18 protein-coding genes are annotated in these 20,413 nt (G+C 63.7%); 7 read left to right on the top strand and 11 right to left on the bottom strand.

Going from position 1 to position 20,413, the window contains the following annotated elements; genetic code table 11:
* Positions 1-4 precede the first annotated feature (4 nt).
* Positions 5-1,006: an AraC family transcriptional regulator gene (locus JTF07_RS09865; RefSeq protein WP_204234058.1), complete on the bottom strand. Its 1,002-nt coding sequence runs from the start codon at positions 1,004-1,006 to the stop codon at positions 5-7.
* Between the two features lie 160 nt (positions 1,007-1,166).
* On the opposite strand from JTF07_RS09865, the gene JTF07_RS09860 reads away from it, so the two are divergent.
* The 3 genes from JTF07_RS09860 to JTF07_RS09850 are packed head-to-tail and all read left to right on the top strand — an operon-like array spanning position 1,167 to position 5,094.
* Positions 1,167-3,050, top strand: coding sequence for an FAD-dependent oxidoreductase (locus tag JTF07_RS09860; protein WP_204234057.1), 1,884 nt, complete (start codon positions 1,167-1,169; stop codon positions 3,048-3,050).
* Positions 3,047-4,117 carry a maleylacetate reductase gene (locus JTF07_RS09855; RefSeq protein ID WP_204234056.1) on the top strand — a complete coding sequence of 357 codons (1,071 nt, stop codon included), beginning with the start codon at positions 3,047-3,049 and terminating at the stop codon, positions 4,115-4,117. The genes JTF07_RS09860 and JTF07_RS09855 overlap by 4 nt, the downstream gene beginning before the upstream one ends.
* Before the next feature lie 59 nt (positions 4,118-4,176).
* Positions 4,177-5,094, top strand: coding sequence for a hydroxyquinol 1,2-dioxygenase (locus JTF07_RS09850; RefSeq protein ID WP_204234055.1), 918 nt, complete (start codon positions 4,177-4,179; stop codon positions 5,092-5,094).
* A gap of 18 nt (positions 5,095-5,112) precedes the next feature.
* Here JTF07_RS09850 and JTF07_RS09845 read toward each other — a convergent pair whose 3' ends face one another.
* Positions 5,113-5,262 carry a transporter substrate-binding domain-containing protein gene (locus JTF07_RS09845; RefSeq protein ID WP_204234054.1) on the bottom strand — a complete coding sequence of 50 codons (150 nt, stop codon included), beginning with the start codon at positions 5,260-5,262 and terminating at the stop codon, positions 5,113-5,115.
* Between the two features lie 35 nt (positions 5,263-5,297).
* Here JTF07_RS09845 and JTF07_RS09840 point away from each other — a divergent pair, with 35 nt between their 5' ends.
* Entirely contained in the window at positions 5,298-6,272 is a 975-nt protein-coding gene (locus JTF07_RS09840; RefSeq protein ID WP_204234053.1) for an NADP-dependent oxidoreductase, read from the top strand.
* Between the two features lie 43 nt (positions 6,273-6,315).
* Here JTF07_RS09840 and JTF07_RS09835 read toward each other — a convergent pair whose 3' ends face one another.
* The 4 genes from JTF07_RS09835 to JTF07_RS09820 are packed head-to-tail and all read right to left on the bottom strand — an operon-like array spanning position 6,316 to position 11,036.
* Positions 6,316-7,047, bottom strand: coding sequence for a DeoR/GlpR family DNA-binding transcription regulator (locus JTF07_RS09835; RefSeq protein ID WP_204234052.1), 732 nt, complete (start codon positions 7,045-7,047; stop codon positions 6,316-6,318).
* 29 nt (positions 7,048-7,076) lie between these two features.
* The gene (pdxA, locus tag JTF07_RS09830) at positions 7,077-8,120 is read right to left on the bottom strand and encodes a 4-hydroxythreonine-4-phosphate dehydrogenase PdxA (RefSeq protein ID WP_204234051.1); all 1,044 of its coding nucleotides are present in this window, start codon (positions 8,118-8,120) and stop codon (positions 7,077-7,079) included.
* Positions 8,121-8,154: 34 nt separating this feature from the next.
* A complete protein-coding gene (locus JTF07_RS09825) occupies positions 8,155-9,528 on the bottom strand; it encodes a four-carbon acid sugar kinase family protein (RefSeq protein ID WP_204234050.1) in 1,374 nt (457 codons plus the stop codon).
* Positions 9,525-11,036, bottom strand: a complete 1,512-nt coding sequence (locus JTF07_RS09820) for a GntP family permease (protein WP_204234049.1) — start codon at positions 11,034-11,036, stop codon at positions 9,525-9,527. Before JTF07_RS09820 ends, JTF07_RS09825 begins: the two co-directional genes overlap by 4 nt.
* A 236-nt stretch (positions 11,037-11,272) precedes the next feature.
* Between JTF07_RS09820 and JTF07_RS09815 the strand changes: the two genes are divergently transcribed.
* On the top strand, positions 11,273-13,369 hold the full coding sequence (locus tag JTF07_RS09815) for a heavy metal translocating P-type ATPase (protein WP_204234048.1): 2,097 nt from the start codon (positions 11,273-11,275) through the stop codon (positions 13,367-13,369).
* Positions 13,370-13,406: 37 nt separating this feature from the next.
* On the opposite strand, the gene JTF07_RS09810 is transcribed toward JTF07_RS09815, so the two are convergent.
* Entirely contained in the window at positions 13,407-14,360 is a 954-nt protein-coding gene (locus JTF07_RS09810) for a VOC family protein (RefSeq protein ID WP_204234047.1), read from the bottom strand.
* Between the two features lie 210 nt (positions 14,361-14,570).
* Here JTF07_RS09810 and JTF07_RS09805 point away from each other — a divergent pair, with 210 nt between their 5' ends.
* A complete protein-coding gene (locus JTF07_RS09805; RefSeq protein ID WP_213018720.1) occupies positions 14,571-16,133 on the top strand; it encodes an acetolactate synthase large subunit in 1,563 nt (520 codons plus the stop codon).
* A gap of 83 nt (positions 16,134-16,216) precedes the next feature.
* Positions 16,217-16,714 (top strand): hypothetical protein, encoded by a 498-nt coding sequence (locus tag JTF07_RS09800; protein ID WP_204234046.1) that lies wholly within the window; start codon positions 16,217-16,219, stop codon positions 16,712-16,714.
* A gap of 157 nt (positions 16,715-16,871) precedes the next feature.
* Here JTF07_RS09800 and JTF07_RS09795 read toward each other — a convergent pair whose 3' ends face one another.
* From JTF07_RS09795 to JTF07_RS09780, 4 genes are all read right to left on the bottom strand, one after another.
* On the bottom strand, positions 16,872-17,933 hold the full coding sequence (locus tag JTF07_RS09795) for a 2,3-butanediol dehydrogenase (RefSeq protein WP_204234045.1): 1,062 nt from the start codon (positions 17,931-17,933) through the stop codon (positions 16,872-16,874).
* A gap of 187 nt (positions 17,934-18,120) precedes the next feature.
* Complete coding sequence (rraA, locus tag JTF07_RS09790) at positions 18,121-18,588, bottom strand: ribonuclease E activity regulator RraA (protein ID WP_204234044.1); 468 nt, start codon at positions 18,586-18,588, stop codon at positions 18,121-18,123.
* Positions 18,589-18,658: 70 nt separating this feature from the next.
* Positions 18,659-19,684: a D-cysteine desulfhydrase family protein gene (locus tag JTF07_RS09785; protein WP_204234043.1), complete on the bottom strand. Its 1,026-nt coding sequence runs from the start codon at positions 19,682-19,684 to the stop codon at positions 18,659-18,661.
* A 37-nt stretch (positions 19,685-19,721) separates the two neighbouring features.
* Entirely contained in the window at positions 19,722-20,198 is a 477-nt protein-coding gene (locus tag JTF07_RS09780) for a hypothetical protein (RefSeq protein ID WP_204234042.1), read from the bottom strand.
* Between the last annotated feature and the right edge of the window lie 215 nt (positions 20,199-20,413).

Below are 20,413 nucleotides of genomic sequence, written 5' to 3'. Positions count from 1 at the left end.
GCGGCTATCCCGCGTCCTCCAGCAGCTGTTTCCGGTGACGCAGGGGACCGATTCCGAAGCGAAGGCGATAGCCGCGCGAGAGTTGAGCCGGCGAGCCGAAGCCACAGGTTGAGGCGATCTCGGCCATAGGCGCCGTGGCCCAAGCAGGGTCGGCGAGTGTGCGGCGTGCCGTGGTCAGGCGCGCATCGAGAATGGTCTGCGGGACGCTGCGACCAGTGGCGGAGAACAGTCGGGAGAGTTGGCGGTCGGAGACGCCGACGAACTGTGCGAGACGAGAAGCGTTCAGCTTCGGATCGCAGTGCGACTCGGAGATCACGGCCAAGGCTTCCTGGATGGGCCCGGTGTCCGTCAGCGGCCGTGAGATGATCCCGGTGAGAAGGTCGAGCAGGCGAGTCTCGAGTCTCTGCCCGTGACGCAGCCCGCGGTCCAGAGCCCCAGAGGCCAGCTGGGTGAGTTCCCGAGCCGCGTTGTTGGAGGGATGGTCGGGATCAAGATAGAGCGGCGTCGGCCGTCGCAAGGAGGCTGTGTCGGTGAGCTGGGACAGCGTCTCGCGGGGAAGCTGGATGACCAGTTCGCTGACGCCCTGAGGGAAGGTGCGGGCGAACGCCGTGTCGCCGTCGCAGACGAGACCGCGTCCGGGTCCGACGGTGATCGACCCGGTGCGGTGGGTGAATTCGTTGCTGCCTCGCAGAGGGATGTAGACGATGACTCCCGATACGGGGTGGGCGGCGACGTCTTCGGCCGTTCTGCGCACGGAATGCGGGCTGCCGTTGACCTTCGCGACTCGAATCCGGGGCAGTCGCAGCGTTGAGGTCTGTGCACGCAGCTGTGTGCCTGTGCCCAGGCGAGTTCTCAGCCCGACGAGCATGCTGGCGTGGTGAGTCTCCCATTCCGCGACTCGGCGGCTCGGCGGCACGGAGTCGGTGGAGAACCAGGTCTGTTCTGGTGTGGCCAGGGAACGCGAACCGTCCACTGTGCTCGCCGTTGCCCTGTCTCCGCTGACCATGTCCACCATGGTAGTCGTGGATGGGCACTGGTATGTGAGCACTCACATTTTTGACGATTTCGGCCATGTTCTCTCCACTCTCGTGCTCCGAAGGGGCCGGAATGGCAGGCTGTGGGTTCACCGCCATGTTTCACCGCAGCAGCAGGCAAGGAGCACCATCATGGTCACCTTCAACGACGGAGTCGCAGAGACCCGAACCCCCGATTCGCAGGTCGTCGACACCGACGTCCTCATCGTCGGGTCCGGCCCGGCAGGAGCTTCGGCAGCACTCTTCCTCTCCACCCTAGGGGTGGACAACATCATGATCACGAAGTATCGGTGGACGGCCAACACACCGCGGGCACACATCACCAACCAGCGCACGATGGAGATCTTCCGCGACGTCGGGATCGAAGATCAGGTCCTGGCCGAGGCGACCCCGCATGACATGATCGGTGACACAGTCTTCTGCACCTCGATCGCCGGCGATGAGATCGGCAGGATCCTCACGTGGGGCAATCATCCGGCCAGGCACGCCGACTATGAGCTGGCCTCACCCTCACTCAACTGCGACATTCCCCAGACCTACCTCGAACCCATCCTGGTCAGGAACGCGACGATGCGCGGGACGCAGACGCAGTTCTCCACCGAGTATCTCTCCCATGAACAAGACGCCGAAGGTGTCAATGTGCATGTGCTCAACCGGCTCACCGGAAGCGAATACACCATCCGTGCCAAATACCTCATCGGAGCCGACGGGGCACGGTCGAAGGTGGCCGCAGACATTGAGCTGCCCCTCGAAGGAGAGATGGACATCGCTGGATCGATGAACATCACCTTCAAAGCAGACCTGGCGAAGCTGGTCGGACACCGACCCTCCGTCCTCTACTGGGTCGTGCAGCCGGGGTCGAACATCGGCGGCATCGGAGCCGGACTCGTCCGCATGATCCGACCGTGGAACGAATGGCTCATCGTCTGGGGGTTCGACATCAGCCGAGGCGCCCCGGACGTCACCCAAGCCGATGCCCTGCAAGTGGTGCGCAACCTCATCGGTGTGCCCGACCTCGAGGCAGAGATCACCGGCATCTCCCTGTGGGGAAACAACGAACAGTATGCGACCCACCTGCAGAGTGGACGTGTCTTCTGCGCCGGGGACGCCGTGCACAAGCATCCGCCGTCGAACGGACTGGGATCGAACACCTCGATCCAGGATTCCTACAACCTGGCGTGGAAGATCGCAGCTGTCGTCAACGGGCAGGCCGAGGACTCGCTGCTTGAGACCTACAGTGTCGAACGCGCACCGGTGGCCAAACAGATCGTCACCCGCGCCAACCAGTCCGGCCGCGAATTCGGACGGCTCTTCGAAGCACTCGGACTCGAACCTGGCCAATCCGAAGACGAGATGCATGCCGCCATCGCCTCCCGGAAAGACAACTCGGCCGCAGGAGCGAACAAGCGGGCAAAGGTCAGAGAGGCCATGGAATTGAAGAACTACGAGTTCAACGCTCACGGCGTCGAACTCGGACAGCGCTACGCTTCGACTGCCGTCGTCACCGACGACCGGGAGCAGACCCCGAACCCACGGGACCCGCAGCTCTACTACGAGGCCTGCACCGATCCCGGGGTGCGTCTGCCCCATGTGTGGGTCGGGGATTCGGTCGACAAGCACTCGACCCACGATCTCGCTGAATATGCACGCTTCACCGTGTTCACCGGCACGACCGGGGCAGCCTGGGAAGATGCGGCACGCGAAGTCAGCGGCCACCTCGGCGTCGGCATCGACACGATCGTGATCGGGCCAGACCGGGACACCACCGACCTCTACTTCGATTGGGATCGAGTGCGCGGCATCGCCGAGGATGGTGCCATACTCGTACGCCCCGACAAACATATCGCCTGGAGAATCCAGGGCCTGCCGGACGATCCGGCAGCGGAGCTGGAACAGGTACTGTCATCGGTGCTGGGCCGAACCACCAGCGGGATGTCGAGTCTCGGCGGTAATCTGAGCGTCGGAGGCCGCCGGGCGCACGCAGACTCGCACGACAAGGAAGCAGTTCGCTCATGACTTTGAACTTCGAACACACGACACTGGGCCAACGGGTCATCTTCGGCGCAGGAGAGGCCGCGGAGAAAATCGCCGCTGAGATCGACCGACTCGGCGCAGACAACGTCATGGTCATCATCTCCAAGTCGGCAACCGAGAAGGTCGCTGACTTCGACGAGCACTTCTCAGTGGCCTTGTGGCACCGGGAGGTCGTCATGCACGTCCCCGCCGAAGTGGCCGATCGGGCCGTTGCCGCAGCCCGTGACAAGGACATCGACCTCGTCGTCTCCGTCGGAGGCGGTTCAGCGACAGGACTGGGCAAAGCGGTGGCACTGGAGACGAAGGTCCCGATCATCGCCGTGCCGACCACGTTCTCCGGTTCGGAAGCGACGAACGTGTGGGGCCGTACCGAGAACGCCCGCAAAAAGACCGGCATCGACGATAAGGTTCTGCCGGCGACAGTCGTCTACGACGCCGAACTCATCCGTGACCTGCCCGGCGACCTCGCAGTGGCCTCCGGGCTTAACGCACTGGCGCACTGCATCGACTCGCTCTGGGGTCCTCGAGCCGACCCGATCAACCAGGCGCTTGCAGTCGAAGGGATTCGGGCGCTGAACGAGGGGCTGCCGTCGGTGCGGGCAGACTCGACGGACCTCGACGGACTCGAACGTACCCTCTACGGCGCTTATCTCGCTGCGGTGGCGTTCGCCTCGGCGGGGTCGGGGATGCATCACAAGATTGCCCATGTGCTCGGCGGAACCTTCAACCTGCCGCACGCGCAGACGCACGCGACGGTCCTGCCCTACGTTCTGGCCTTCAATGCTCCGGCCGCCGGAGATGCGGAGCAGCGCATGGCCGCAGCTTTCGGCGCACCGACTGCACTCGACGGGCTCCAGAGACTTCGCAGCGCTGTCGGCGCACCGACGGCGCTGTCGGAACTCGGCTTCACCGCCGCTGACGTCACCCAAGCAACCGAATTGTCACTGCAGGCCATTCCCGCGAACAACCCGCGTGAAGTCACCGCCGAAGAGTTGAGTGAACTGCTGACCGCGGCGTTGAACGGCAGCGACCCCGCAACCCTGAGCTGAACACAAAGCGCTGAGCCGAGCACCGGCCCCAGTTCTGACGCACCACGGGAGGACACACCATGACGAACAGCAATGACACCACACCAGCCAACGGATCCCAGGGGCTCACCCCGGCCGAAGTGGAAGAGAGGCTCATCGACACTGTGACGGCGTCGTTCGCTGGCTGTACCGACGAACGACTCACCCAGCTGATGACCTCGCTGGTCAAACACCTGCACGGCTTCATCAGGGACGTGCGACTGACCGAGGCCGAATGGATCGCCACGATCGAGTTCCTCACGAAGGTCGGGAACATCACGGATGACCAGCGACAGGAATTCATCCTCCTCTCCGACGTCCTCGGCGCCTCCATGCAGACGATCAACGTGAGCAACCAGCCATACAAGAACGCCACCGAGGCGACCGTCTTCGGTCCCTTCTTCGTCGACGACGCACCACTGATCGACAACGGTGGCGACATCGCCGGGGGAGGCACAGGCCAGCCCAGCTGGGTCGAAGGAGTCGTTCGCGACACCGAGGACAATCCGATTCCCGGAGCTCGCATCGAAGTGTGGGAGGCCGACGAGGAAGGTCTCTACGACGTCCAACACGAGGACGACCGGGTCTATGGACGGGCACACCTGTTCGCCGAAGAGGACGGTTCGTTCCGCTTCTGGGGCCTGACTCCGACGCCGTACGCGATTCCAGACGACGGACCGGTCGGCCAATTGCTTGCCGACACAGGGCGCTCGCCGATGCGGGCCAGCCACCTGCACTTCATGGTCACCGCACCCCAGATGCGCACCCTTGTCACCCACATCTTCGTCGAGGGCGATGAGCTGCTGACGTCGGACACCGTCTTCGGCGTCAAAGAGTCACTCATCAAGAACTTCGAACAGCAATCCGCGGACACACCCACTCCCGATGGCCGTGACTTGGAGGGCCAGACCTGGTCGCGGGCGCGTTTCGACATTGTGCTGGCACCTGACGGGGCCTGAAGCTGCTGGGATGTCGGCCTAACCGAACCACGATTCTTCGGCCTTGTCATTCGTTCCGTCGTTCTTGACGATATGCAGCCAGGTGTTCACGTACTGGAGCATTTCCTCGTCGCCGAGGCGCACAGCATAGCCCTGCTCATCTGAATGGGCTTGAGCATCCCGATGCACTGGTGTCGATCTTCGGGATCGGACATGATGAGGATATGACTGACGCAAACAGCAGCGCCCACACAGACGCAGCGACGATGAAGGCCATGAGCCAGACCGAGTTCGGTGGCCCCGAGGTCCTCCACGAGGTGGAGCTGCCAAAGCCGAAGCCGGGACCCAGCCAGATCCTCATCAAGGTCAAAGCCTCAGGCGTGAACCCCACGGATTGGAAGCACCGCAGCGGTCCCCGTTTCCTCCCCGATCCACCATTCGTCCTCGGTTGGGACGTGTCAGGGGTCGTCGAACAGGTGGGCGTCGGAGTGACACTCTTCAAGCCCGGCGATGAGGTCTTCGGCATGTTACCCTACCCCTTCGGCGTCGGCGCACACGCCGAATACGCTGTGGGTCCGACACGAGCCTTCGTAGAGAAGCCGCACACCGTCGACCATGTGCAGGCGGGCGCACTCCCACTCGTGGCGCTGACCGCGTGGCAGGCCCTGGTCGACACTGCGAAGATCGCCCCCGGTGATCGGGTTCTCGTCCATGCCGCTGCCGGCGGAGTGGGGCACGTGGCGGTGCAGATCGCGAAGGCGCGAGGAGCCTATGTGATCGGCACGGCGAGTGCACCGAAGCATGATGTCGTCCGCGGCCTGGGTGCTGACGAGATGATCGACTATCGCGAAGAGGACTTCGTCGAGGCGGCTCGCGACATCGACATCGCCTTCGACACCATCGGCGGTGACTACCAGCTGCGTTCCCTCCGGACCCTCAAGCCAGGTGGAATCATGGTGTCGACGGTTCCTGTCCCGGCCAAGGGCCTCTTCGAAGAGGCCGAGGCTCTGGGCGTCAGGGGTGAGACCATCCTCGTCGAAGCCGATCAGGCGGGCATGCTCGAAATCGCTGCTCTTGTCGAGACCGGACAGCTGCGGGCAACGATCGCAGCCACGTTCCCACTGACCGATGCCGCGAAAGCTCATGAGACAGGTGAGACGAACGCGACGACAGGCAAACTGGTGCTGACCATGGAGTAGGGATGACCAGGGACTGGAAGAGGGCTGGGCCGAGCGAGGACGCTCACCCTTGACCGTGGCCATGCACCCCGAGCTCGTTGATCCAGATCCACCCCTCGGGCAGGGGTGCCCACGCGGCCACATCGCGTCGTGATTTCGACCTGTCCGCGAGGACAACCACGTGCCTGGCACGTTCGGCGATGAGCTCCTTCGTCCGGGCCTCGTCGAGGGTCGGCTCGCCGAGTCCCTTGGCGGGATCGACTGCGTCGGCACCGAGGAAGGCGACATCGACGTGGAGTCGACTGAGCGCATGGTCGCTCAGCGCACCCGTCGTCCCATGGGACATCGTCGAGACCTCACCGCCGATCATGATGACCTTCGGCCCTTTGGGGTGGGCAAGAGCCAGCGCAATCTCGAGCCCGCGCGTGATGATGGTGAGATCACGACGATCGCGAATGCGCTCGGCCAAACGTACCGTCGTCGACCCGGCGTCGAGGAAAACCGTGCGAACGGTCCCCTCGCCGAGGTGGTCCATCGCGGTCGCCGCAATCGCATCCTTGGCCTCGGCATTGGCCTCCATCCGCTGTCCCAGCGGAGGTTCGACATAGCCGGCGGCAGTGGCTCCGCCGATGGTGCGGAGGACCTCGCCGGTCTCCGACATCACGCGCAGGTCGCGCCGGATCGTCGACTCTGAGGTCTCCAACTCATCGGCCAGCCGGGAGATTGTCCACGAACCGGTCTTGAGCAGAGACAGGATGTCCTCGCGGCGTTTCTGTGTGCCCGTGCGAATCGCCATGGTGAAAATCCTACTTCGGCAGGTACTCGTTACTTGGGCAGGTATTCGGCGCGGATGCCGTCGACGAACGGTGCGTAGCCGATCGCGGCGGTGTAGGCCGAGCGCATGGTGCCGGCATCGGCGATGCCCTGACCGGCGATGTCGAAGGCCGTGCCGTGATCGACCGAGGTGCGCAGGATCGGCAGGCCCACGGTCACGGAGATCGTGCCGTCGAAGTCGAAGGTCTTCGAGGCGATGTGGCCCTGGTCGTGATACTGGGAGAGGATACCGTCGAAGCGGCCGGACAGGCCCTGGTGGAAGACCGAGTCCGCTGGAATCGGGCCGGTCACCTCGAGACCGGAGTCGACGACGCGCTCAACGGCGGGTCGCAGGATCTCGATCTCCTCGTCACCGAAGGCACCATTCTCACCACCGTGCGGGTTGAGCGCGGCGACGGCCAACCTCGGCGAGGCCACCCCGTAGAGCTGCAGAGCCCGATGGGCGCGTTCGATGGAATCGACCTGGGTGTCGATCGTCAGTGCGTCGATGGCCTTGCGCAGCGACATATGGCGGGTGGCGAAGAAGATCTGGAGCTTGTGCTCGGGAACCTTCGTATTCTCGACGACGAACATCGTGTCCTGCTTGGTCACGCCGGTGAGCTCGCCGAGCATCTCTGTGTGACCCAGGTGCTTCGACCCTGACTTCCACACGGCTTCCTTGTTGATGGGGCCGGTGACGATGCCGGCGATCTCGCGATTCATCGCTGCCTTTGTGGCGACCTCGATCGCGGTCACTGCGGCCTGACCTGCGCGAGCATCGACGACGCCCCATTCCGGCAGATCATCGCCGAGCACGCCGATGTCGAAGACGTCGATGACGCCCTGCCCGGCGGCAGGTGTCGACCAGTCGGTGATGGTTCTCAGTTCCACGTCGAGTCCCAGGACGTCGACGGCGCGTTTCATCACGGCAAGGTCGGCTACTGCGACACCGTGCTGGTCCTCGCGGCCGGAGAATTCAGCGAGCACGGTCGCGGTGATCTCGGGGCCGATGCCCACCGGGTCGCCCACGGTCATGGCGAGTACGGGTGTGGTCATGTCAGTCTCCTTGTGTGGTTTCATCTGTGAAATGTCATCCTTGTCCGACGCGAGAGGTCGCCATGAGGTAGTCAAGGCACTTGACAGCCGTACCCGAGTCCCCGATAAGTCCGCCTTTCGTTACGATCGGCAGACCGTCTGCGCTTCCTCCGACGAGGCGACCGCCCACTGCCAGTGGGACGATCTCCTTCTCGATCTCCATCCCGACTGCGCCCACGGCTCTCATCACCATGGCCGTGACATCGCCTCCAGTCGTATAGAGACCCGTGATCACGGGGGAGCTCATGACGGCGGCCGCAATCATGGCCAGTCGCTTCGTCGTCATCTCCGATTGCTCATTGCTGAGATCGAGCAGATCACCGGACTCGAGCACGGTGGCGATGATGATCGCCCGCGCCGAGGTGACCTCCTCGACCCGTTCGAGTGTGGCCTCGACATCGGGGAGGTTCTCCTCATCGAGGATGGTGCGGATCAAGGCGATCGTCGGATCCTCGGCGAGCTTAGCCAGCTGGGCTCGTGTCACCTCAGTGGCCGATCCTGAGATTCCGAGGATCGCACCTCCGGGACGAGTCGGCAGTAGGGACAGCGCGAGGGCGAGGCTGCCGGGGCCGGGATCGATGGTCACCCAGTCGAGGACCTCGCCGTTGCGCAGACCGGCCCGCGCTCGGGCGCCGAAGCTGTCCGCCCCGGTGGAGTCTTCTGCGATCTCCCTCGTGACCGAGGCGACGACAGATCCGACAAGTCTGACGTGGTCCTCAGTCAGGGCGTCGGCGATGATGATGTCGGTCCCATCGGAGATGGCGTCGAGGACCTCGGACCGAATCGCCCAGTGCCCGGACAGCACCGTCGAGATCTCGATGAGGTGCGCGTCGAGATCGGTGCCGGTTCGCAGGATCGCGTCGACATCGGATGTGTGCATGGGGGAGCGGACATCGTGTTTGAGCTCAGTGTGCTCGAGCAGTCGGCCTTCAAGGAGCTGTCGGCCCTGGATAGTGGTTCGACCCGCTGTGGGAAACGCAGGAACGCAGAGACCCATGACCCGCTTCTTCCGTCCACCGGCCGATTCGGCTGCCCGTCTGCGAGCGTTGAGTGCAGCCTCGGCAGAAGGGCCGACGTTGCCTCGCAGTGTTGTGTCGATGCGGCAGGCAACGAGGTCGATGTCGCTGGTGATGTCGATGAGCGATTCGGTGAGTTCGGCGGCCTTCTCCGGGGGAAGATGCCGGGAATCGGCGTTGAGCACGACAGCGTCGTAGTCGTCGAGCAGGTCATCGAGGTTGACCGTCTCGGACCGACTGGTCCCGGTCACGGTGATGGTCCGCAGACCCGCCTCGGCGAAGAGAGCACCGCAGGCATTGCCGCCGGTGAGGTCGTCGGCGACGATGAGGATACGAGGGCTGCGCTGGCTCATACGATCAAGTCGAGCACGAACAGCAGCGGAATGGAACCGGCCCACACAGCGGTGGTGATGCCCGACCAGCCCTTGATGGCGTTGATGCCGTCGAGGCCGGTGAAGCGGGTGACGACCCAGAAGTAGGAGTCGTTGAAGTAGGAGAAGACCATCGAGCCCGCGGTGCAGGCCATGACCGCGACCAGTGGGCTCAGACCGAGCGGGGCGATGAGCGGAGCGGTGACCGAGGCCGCGGTGATCATCGCGACCGTTCCCGAACCCTGTGCGATGCGCACCAGGGAGGCGATGAGGAAGGGCACGAGGAAGGCCGGAAGGCTGATCGAGGCGATCGCCTCGGCGAGGGCATCACCGACACCTGATTCGGTGAGCACCATGCCGAAGGCTCCACCGGCACCGGTGATGAGCAGGATGAGGCCCGCCGAGGCGGCTGCATCGGCCAACCAGTTCTGCACCTTATTGCGTGGAGTCACGCGGGGCAGCAGGGTGTAGACGGCGAGGACGAGGCCGATCATCAGCGCGATGACCGGGTTGCCGAGGAAGGCCAGCGGGGCGACCCAGGACGAAGGCTCGTAGGCGTCGCCGGAGAGCTCACCTTGGGCGCTCTTGTCGATGGCCGTCGATACGGTGTTGGCGACGATGAGCAGCAGGGGAACGATGAGCGGGAGGAATCCGAGGAAGGCTCCGGGCCTCTTCGTCGAACCGGTTTCGCTGTTGACGGTGTCCGCGTTGTCGTCAGAGGCTGCGGCGTCCGCGTTGTCATCAGTCGCGGTGGCAACTTCGCCGTGGCCAGCATCCGCGCTGCCGCTGTCGCGGGTCCCGCCTGCGGCATGTCCTTCCGCTGAGGTGGTCGTGACCGAGCCGTATACGTCGTGCTTGACCTTTGCGTTGAGCACGGGTTCGAGTTTCGGTCCGATCCAACGGGCGTAGATGACGACGACCGGGAGGAGGATGACGGTGAAGATGAGGCCGGTGAGGATGACGGCACCGATGTCGGCGCCGAGGATGCCTGTCGCGGCAAGCGGTCCTGGGGTCGGTGGGACCATATGGTGGGTCAACGTCATGCCGCAGCCAAGGGCGAGAGCGAGGGTGACGTATCCGCCGCGCTTGACGCGGGCGATCGAGCGGGCCAGTGGGTTCATGATGACGTAGCCGGAGTCGCAGAAGACCGGGATGGACACGAGTGAGCCCACGGTGCCCATGGCCCAAGGCTCGCGGCCCTTGCCGAAGGCGCTCAGGAAGGCACGGGCCAGGGAGTCCGCGGCACCGGAGACCTCGAGGATCTTGCCGATTCCGACACCCAGGCCGATGACGATGCCGATGCTGGCCAGCGTGTTGCCGAAGCCGGTGGTGATGGCGTCGATGAGTGAGAGTAGGTCCTGACCGGCGACGATGCCGGTGACGACCGCTGCCGTGAGAAGCGCGATGAAGGCGTCGAGGCGGGTCGCTAAGACGATGACGACGATCGTCGCGATCCCGGCGATGAGCGCCACGATGAGTTGCAGATCCATGAGATCCTCCGCAGTGAGGCCGACTCGGTCAGCGAGCCGGGATTGATCCGAGTCGACTCTCAGCGAAGCGGATGAGTCTGACACGAAGTTGAACAGCATGAGCAAGTATTGCCGATACATGCGCAACTATGCAACGTGTGCCACGACTTGAGGTGCGGGGCCGGCACCCCGTGGCCGGCCTTCTGCGTGAGGATTCACACCTTCCAATATACCCCCAAGGGGTATATGGTGGCGGTATGAGTACAGGGCATGAGCATGAGAATCACAACGGTCACGCCAGCCACGCGGGCCATGGCGACCACGCGGGCCATGGCGACCACGCGGGGCATGATGGCCACACCAGCCACGGCGACCATGTCGCGCAATTCCGGCGTCTGTTCTGGATCATGCTCGTCATCGCGATCCCGGTCATCGCCTTCAGTCCCATGTTCGGCCACCTCGTGGGCTATGAGGTTCCGGAGACCGGCATCCTCGGCTGGCTGCGCTGGCTCTCACCGATACTGGGCACCGTCATGTATTTCTGGGGCGGCAAGCCGTTCCTGACCGGCGGTCTCAGCGAGCTCAGAGATCGCAGTCCTGGGATGATGCTCCTCATCGCACTGGCCATCACCGTCGCATTCTTCTCCTCCTGGGGTTCTTCGATCGGCCTCCTTGACGCCGAGCTCGACTTCTGGTGGGAGCTGGCACTGCTTGTCGTCATCATGCTGGCCGGGCACTGGCTGGAGATGCGCTCCCTGGCACAGACCACCTCGGCGCTGGACAGTCTGGCAGCGCTGCTGCCCGACGAGGCAGAGACGATCGTCGACGGCGAAACGGTGATGGTCGATCCAGCCGACCTCAGGCTCGGCGACACCGTCGTCGTCCGCCCTGGCGCAGCGGTCCCTGCCGACGGTCGGGTCATCGACGGCTCGGCCAGCATGGACGAGTCCATGGTCACGGGAGAATCGACGACCGTTCGCCGCGCGGCAGGCGATACCGTCGTGGCGGGCACCGTCGCCACCGACTCCGGACTGCGCCTGCAGATCACGGCCACCGGTGAAGACACTGCGCTCGCCGGCATCCAGAAGCTGGTCTCCGAGGCACAGAACTCGACATCACGGGCCCAGCGCATCGCCGACAAGGCTTCGGCCTGGCTGTTCTGGTTCGCCCTCGGCACCGCCGTGATCACCGCGATCGTGTGGTCCCTGGTGGGCATGCCGGACTCGGCGGTCGTGCGCACGATCACCGTCCTCGTCATCGCCTGTCCCCACGCTTTGGGCCTGGCCATCCCGCTCGTCGTGTCCATCGCCACCGAGCGGGCAGCCCGCGGCGGCGTCCTCATCAAGGACCGGTTGGCGCTGGAGACGATGCGCACAGTCGATTCGGTCCTCTTCGACAAGACCGGCACCCTGACCAAGGGTGAACCGACAGTCACCGCGGTTGAGGTCACGGCCGAGAACCGCACCGCGGATGAGATCCTCGCAATCGCCGCGGCCGCGGAGACGGACAGTGAGCACCCCTTGGCGCGTGCGATCGTTCGCGCTGCCCGCAACCGTGGTCTCGATGTCCCGGTGGCGGTGAATTTCTCGTCCTCCCCAGCGATCGGCGTCACGGCTCAGATCGATGGCGCCGAAGCGGCCGTGGGCGGGCCGAACCTGCTCAGGGAGCACGGTGTGAGCGAAGCTCCGATCGTCGCGCAGTGGAGCAAGGAGGGCGCCATCATCCTCCACGTCATTGTTGATGGAAGCGTCATCGGCGCACTCAAGCTTGCCGATGAGATCCGACCTGAATCCCGCGAAGCCGTCGATGCGCTGCACCGGCGTGGTGTGCAGGTGGTCATGATCACCGGCGACGCCGAGGCGGTTGCCCAGACTGTGGCCGCCGAACTCGGCATCGACCGCGTCTTCGCCGGGGTCCACCCTGCGGACAAGGCGGCCAAGGTCGCCGAGCTGCACGGAGAGGGCCGTAGGGTCGCGATGGTCGGCGACGGAGTCAACGATGCGCCCGCCTTGGCTGCCGCAGATGTCGGCATCGCCATCGGAGCCGGAACCGACGTGGCCATCGGCTCGGCCGGAGTGATCCTGGCCTCCGATGACCCCCGGTCCGTGCTCTCGGTCATCGAACTCTCACGGGCGACGTTGAGGAAGATGAAGCAGAACCTGTGGTGGGCCGCTGGCTACAACCTCATCTCGGTTCCACTCGCTGCCGGTATCCTGGCACCCATCGGCTTCGTGCTGCCGATGAGCGTGGGTGCGATCCTCATGTCGATCTCCACGATCGTCGTCGCACTCAATGCCCAGCTGCTGCGTCGGCTGGACCTTCGCCCGGATGCTTCAGCCTCGGCCGCACAGTGAGCGAGTTGTCAGGCAGGCTCGTGGCTGAAAGCTGAGATCACCGTGTCAGAGTCTGATCGATCGAGCTGCCGCCGATGCCCAGAGTCACCTGCGTGCCCCATGGGTCGGAGACGCGGACCGAGCGGCCGTCGTCGGCAAAATCCATCTTGCGTGCGCTGAGGCGAGCGACCAGTGCGTCGAGGTCCTCGCGGCCCGGCACGGTGATGGCGACATCGCCGAGGCCGAGGCTGGCTGCGCGCGGACCGACACCGCGGCTGTTCCAGGTGTTCATCGCGACGTGGTGGTGGTATCCACCAGCCGAGGCGAAGAGGACGCCGGGCATTGAGGCGAGCGTCGGCTCGAAGCCGAGGGCGTCGACGTAGAACCTGCGAGCCGTCGGCACGTCGCCTACCTGCAGGTGGACGTGGCCGATGATGCCCGGCAGGGTGTTGGCTTGAGCCAGCGTCTGCTCGTCGAGGTGTTCGGCAAGGAAGGCGTTCGGGTCGAGGTAGATCGTGTCCATGCGGACTTCACCATCGGCAGAGTGCTTCCACTCCGAGCGGTCGCGGTCGACGTAGAGCTCGATGCCGTTGCCCTCCGGGTCGGTGAAGTAGAAGGCCTCGCTGACGAGGTGGTCGCTGGAACCCACGAACTGGCTGTTCGTGTTCTGTGCGGCGTGGGCGACGGTTGCAGCCAGGGAAGCCTGGTTCTCGAACAGGAAAGCGGTGTGGAAGAGACCGGCCTGGGTGCGGTCGACCCCGGGCAGGTTGGGTGTGGCGACGAGCTTGACCAGGGGAGTGACCCCGCGACCGAGCACACGGTGGATCTCACTGCCGTGCGACACCTCTTCGAGGGGCTCCATCGCGAGGGCATTCGAGTAGTAGGTCGACATCTTCTCGAGATCGCCGACGCGCAGGGTGACGGCGTCCATTCCAGTGGCAGCGCTGAGTAGGGTGTCGTTGACGACAGGCGATACGGTGTCGGATGCTGTGGTGTTCTCGGTGACGTTCATGTCGCCCTCCTGGCTCAGCGAATGACTGCGATCTAATAGTTGAATCGTCAACTATCATTCTATAGTGGTGTAACCGAGGGTACAAGGCGAATATTCCCGGCCATCGATTCAGACGCTCGAGCGACATATCAGTATGGCGTGATAAGACAGAACTCACTGCTGATCACGGATGCGAAATCCTCCGTGGCCGACTTCAAAGGAGATGATGGCATGAATGGCGCCGAGAGCTTGCTTCAGACGTTGGGTCACAACGGAATCGAGGTCTGCTTCGCCAACCCCGGCACCTCGGAGATGCACTTCGTGGCTGCTCTGGATCGGCAGCCTCATGTCCGGGGTGTGCTCGGTCTCTTCGAAGGCGTCGTCACTGGGGCTGCCGATGGCTACTCGCGGATGCTCGACAAGCCGGCGGCCACCCTGCTGCATTTGGGTCCAGGTGCCGCTAATGGTCTCTCCAGTCTCCACAATGCTCTGCGCGCCCGGGTCTCGATGGTCAACATCATCGGCGATCATGCCGGCTACCACCGAAGTCTTGACGCGCCGCTGACCTCTGACATCGAAGGCGCACTGCGGCCCTTCAGCAACTGGGTGCGCACCTCACCATCGGCGAACTCCATTGCCAAGGATGCTGCGGATGCCATCGGCTACAGCCTCTCAGGGCAGATCAGCTCGCTCATCCTCCCTGCCGACACTGCGTGGAATTGTGCCGATGAGTACACGCAGCCACCGAACGCGATCGCGCCCACCCCTGCCTCAGCCGATCCGGCGGTGGTCGAAGCCGCGGCAGTCCGACTGCGAGCTTCAGGCCCACGCACAGCCATCCTCCTCGGCGGGCGTGCTCTGCGCTCGCCGCAACTGGAAGTGGCCGTCAAGATCGCCGAGGCGACCGGTGCGACATTGCTGGCAGAGACCTTTGCCGCACGGACCGAACGAGGTGCAGGTCGGCCGATGGTGACGAAGATTCCGTACCCGGTCGAGCCGTCTGTCGAGCTCCTGCAGAACTTCGATTCGCTCATCTTCGTCGATGCGAAACCGCCCGTCGCCTTCTTCGCCTACCCCGACAAGCCGAGCGTGCTCACCGCACCGGGCACCACCGTCTTCACGCTCAGTCCCATCGGTGCCGACTCGCTGCAGGCACTTGATGACCTTCACAACCACCTCGCCGAGGCAGCCGGCAATTCACGTGGACGGTCTTCCCTGCACGCGGAGCTGGCTCCGGCGCCTGCTCCCAGCGGCACCATCACCGCGGCGAAGCTCGCCGCGTGGCTCTCGGGCGCCATTCCCGAGAACGCGATCGTCCTCGACGAATCCATCACCACGGGCCGGGGCTTTTACGCACAGACGGCTGGGTCACAACCCCACGACTACCTCGGCGGCACCGGCGGATCCATCGGCTGGGCCCTTCCCGTCGGTGCTGGGGCTGCGATCTCGAGTCCCGACCGGAAGGTCGTCGTTCTCGAATCCGACGGTTCGGGAATGTACAACCCGCAATCTCTGTGGACCTACGCGCGGGAGCAGCTCGACATCGTCGTCCTCATCTTCGCCAATCGGAAATATCAGATTCTGCGCAATGAGATGTCCAATGTCGGCGTCCCCGATTTCGGACCCAAGGCCGAATCTCTGCTCGACATCGGCAACCCCGCCATCGACTGGGTCTCCCTCTCCCACGGCATGGGTGTGCCGGCGACTCGAGTCGAGACGATCGAGGACCTTGATCGTGATTTCCGCGCAGGCCTGACCGATTCGGGCCCGCGACTCATCGAGGTCCTCGTCTGATCTCACCCGAGTGGCCGATCGGATCGGTGTTCGAGGAGCACCCGGAGTACAGAGAACTGGCCGGATATCGATAGGGTGGAACCATGAAGGCTGTTCCTCATCTCGTCTCGGCATTGACCCTGGCTTCTGCCCTTACGCTCGGCGGCTGCAGCGCCAAAGAGTCCGACTCGGATGATATCGAGCCCGGACAGAGCGCCGAGGTACCCACCAGCGACTTCGACAGCTCCGAGGTACTCGGTGACTTCCTTCGCAGCAGCATCGACGAGGTTCATGTGCACCGTGAGTCTGAGAGCAACCCGGACTTCGACCATGCAGGTGACGTCGACCGCCTGCATGTCGAGTTCCCCTCATCCGGACAGCCGAACGCCGATAAGAAGGCCACCGCCGACGCGGTTCAGGGCGCAGGAAACGCCGAGTTCGACTATGACATGCTCATGGTCACCGGCACGACCGACGAAGGCACCTGGTCATACATGTACAGCACCGACACCGTGAAGGACCTGACGGAAGGCGGCGAGGCCGTCGAGGCGGACACGGTGTGGGACTCGGCTGACCAGGACTTCGACTCAGTGCATCGCTGAAGCGCATATGCGCAGGGATTTGCAAGCACGCGAGCGATCTCATCTGGCTCCGGGTCGAATCACCCGATGACGGCCTGAGCGATGAATCCCTTGTGCGTGAGGATCGCCGAGTTTCGGATGGGCTCCGCTCCTGCTGAGGCGAACCCAAGTACATAGATCAGGCTCGAGGATCGACGATGATCTTCACATGCTGCTCGTTGTTGTTGATGAGCTCGTCGAAGCCGCCCGTGACCAACTCATCGAGCCCAATGCGCCCGGTGATGAAGGGCGAGAGGTCGATCTTCCCGCTGCGCACGAGTTCGATTGTGGACGGATGATCGCCGGAGTAGCCGATGGTACCTCTCAGGTCGATCTCCTTGAGCACAAGCTTCGGCATATCGACTTCGGGCTTGTGGCCCCAGATGGAGACGTTGACGATCACTGCTCCCGGGCGAACCGCGTCGAGCAGCATGTCGAGGACGACCGGAACCGATGAACACTCGAAGCCGAGGTCTGCTCCTTGGCCGTCTGTGCGTTCACGGACTTTCTCGGCCACGTCGCCTTCTCGTGGATCCAGGACCTCGTCGGCAACTCCTGTTGAGAGCGCCATCTTCTTCCTCGCCTCGGACAGCTCGGAGATGAAGACGGTGAGGCCCTCCGCCTTGAGTACGGCAGCGGTGAGCAGCCCGATGGGGCCGGCTCCACCGACGATGGCGACCTGACCAGGCTTCGCGCCCGAGCGGACGACCGCATGGTGGGCGACGGAGAGCGGTTCGATGAGCGCCGCCTGATCGAGTGGGATCTCACCGATCGGATGGACCCACCGTCGCTGAACGACGATCTTCTCGGAGAGGCCACCGCCGCCACCACCGAGCCCGATGAAGTTCATGTCCTGCGAGAGCTGATAGCTCTGCCCGATGCTCGTATCGACATCATCGCCGATGATGTAGGGCTCGACGACGACGTTCTGCCCCACTTCAAGATCGGAGACACCCTCGCCGAGGCTGGTGATGGTTCCCGAGAATTCGTGGCCCATGGTCACCGGTGCGGATTCGCCCGAAATCGGATGCGGATGTCCCTCTGGCGGAACGAAGATCGGGCCTTCGAGGTACTCGTGCAGGTCGGTCCCGCAGATTCCGCACCACGCCACGTCGATAGCGATGGTTCCGGGCTTCAGCTCGGGCTCGGGGACGTCTTCGATTCGGATGTCGTTGCGATCATAGAATCGTGCTGCCTTCATAGGAGTCGGCCCTTTCATCATTGAGAACGAAGCCGGTCTGACCAACAGCGGAGATCATCGATGACTCGTGAAGGCCGTGGCTCCTGGCCGAGACTCTACTTCGCGCCGACTCGCACTGTATCGCAGCGTTATCGTCACGTGAGAATCCTTACGTTCGGCAGGACGCCTGGTCAGGACACCCGCCTCGCTACTTTTCGACGACGACCCCGTCAGGATCGGCGAACACCATTGCACCGGGGCGAATGGTGGCTCCACCGATCTCGAGAGTCACATCGAGCTCACCGTCACCGGTCTTCGAACTCTTACGCGGGTTGCTGGCCAGGGCTTTGATTCCCAGGCCCATGGACGACAGCGCCACTCGATCGCGGACGGCTCCGTTGATGACGACGCCTGCCCAGCCGTTGCTCACGGCGAGCTCGGCGATCATGTCACCCATGAGTGCGGTCGCGATCGAACCGCCGCCGTCGATGATGAGCACGGCCCCGTCGCCGGGCTGGGACAGGGTCGACTTCGCCAGCGCATTGTCCTGGTAGCAGCGCACGGTACGAGCCGGACCGGAGAACGAGTCCTTGGCGCCGAAGTCACCGAAGTTCAAAGCGATCGAATCCAGTTCTGGTCCTCGTTCGTCCCAGAGATCAGCGGTCGAGACTGTCATGGTGTTTTCCTCCAGGTAGGTGAGTCACGCAAATAGGTCAGTTGGGAAGTCGTTCGTCATCAGATCCAGACTATGCGAAGGCTCCGGCGCGAGCATAGAGTCCGGGCACTCCACCCGAATGGATGAAGACCACGTTGTCGTCGGGCTCAAACCGCCCCTGACGGACCAGATCGATGAGCCCTGCCGCAGCCTTCCCCGTATAGACCGGATCAAGCAGGATGCCTTCGGTCTGAGCAAAGAGTCGCACGGCTTCGACCATCTCCGGCGTCGGCAGCGCATACCCGGTCCCGACGTAGTCGCCCAGGCCAAGACTGCGATCACGGGGCACTGCTGGGAGGTGAAGGAACGAGGCCACCTCATCGACGAGGTTCACGATCTTCGGCTCTTGGGCCTCCTGCGAGCGACTGACATTGATGCCGACCACAGGACTCAGACTGCCGGCGGCGTGCAGGCCGACGATGAGTCCGGCCTGCATTCCAGCAGACCCGCTCGGGGCTACGATCGACGATACGTCCAGGCCCACCTCGGCGAACTGGGCAAGCAGCTCCTGTGCACAATCGACATAGCCCAGGGCACCGGTGACGTTCGAGCCGCCGACCGGGATGACGTAGGGATTGCGCCCCTGAGCCTCGAGCCCGCCGGCCAACTCGGTGGCACGAGCAATGAGGTCACTGCCGTTGGGATGAAGCTCGACCGAATCCGCGCCGAGGAGGTCGAAGAGCAGAAAATTGCCTGTATGCTCTGGTGGATTGCCACCGGCATCCGCTGGAATCGGCACGCCGTCGGAACCGAGATCCTCTTCGAGGATCAGGTGACATTCGAGCCCCTCACGTCTGGCTGCCGAGAGTGTGAGTCGACAGTGATTGGACTGCACCCCGCCCGCAGTGACGAGGGTGTCGGCCCCTTGTGCCAGAGCATCGGCGATGAGGAACTCGAGCTTACGAGTCTTGTTCCCACCTTGAGTCAGACCCAGCTGGTCATCACGTTTGATCCAGATCTGCGGCCCGCCCAGCTGCGTGCTCAGGCGCTCGAGATGTTCAAGCGCGGTGGGTCCGCCGGTGTACCGGCGGCGGGGCAACGTGTTCAGGTCAACCATGATTCCCGAGTCTACTTGCCGCCCGCTTTCGGCTGGTTCAGTGAGAGGGGTGGGTGCGGTCCTTGAACTGAACGTGGTGAACCGCCGGGTGCAGTCCATGCGTCGCGGCTTCGTTGTCGACGCCGAAGGTCAACAGTTCTCCGGTGACCTTGTTCTTGTAGACCACGGAGGACGACTCTTCGGCTCCGTCAGCGGCGATGCGATCCCACGCAGCCGCATGCTCGTCACCATGCTGGGACAAGGCTTCGACGACTCCGGGTGTGGCGTATTCATTGACTTCCTCGTCGTTCCCGACACCCCACGCCTTCACGAGCGCATCCGCGTAACCCGACGCATTCCTCGGGTGGCCATCGCTGTGCGCATCGCTGGCGACGTTGATTTCGGCGCCGGACCCGGAATCTGCTGCGGAGGTCGTTGCAGCCAGCGCGGATCCGCCGGTGAGCGCAACTCCCGCAAAGCCGGCGATCGCGGCGACTGACAGTGCTGCTGCTCGATTGCGAAAGGTGGTGTTCATAGCGTCCTTGCCTCCTGCTGTGACGGTCAGTACGAGTGACCGTCAGTGATATGTCAACGATCCCGCTGATTATCGTCACTGCAGGTGAGCGACGAACAACGATCCCTGAGAAAACTCTCAGCGACTGTTGCAGTTCTGCGAACTTCACGTTGCGATGAGGTCGCAACTTTGAGATATTCACATGGAACCTTGTGGAAAAGTCGCATTGGGCACTG

The sequence above is a fragment of the Brevibacterium sp. RIT 803 genome (genome assembly GCF_016892625.1).
Classification (GTDB): domain Bacteria; phylum Actinomycetota; class Actinomycetes; order Actinomycetales; family Brevibacteriaceae; genus Brevibacterium.
Note: the sequence above shows the minus strand (reverse complement) of the source record. Positions and strands in the feature narration are given on the sequence as shown.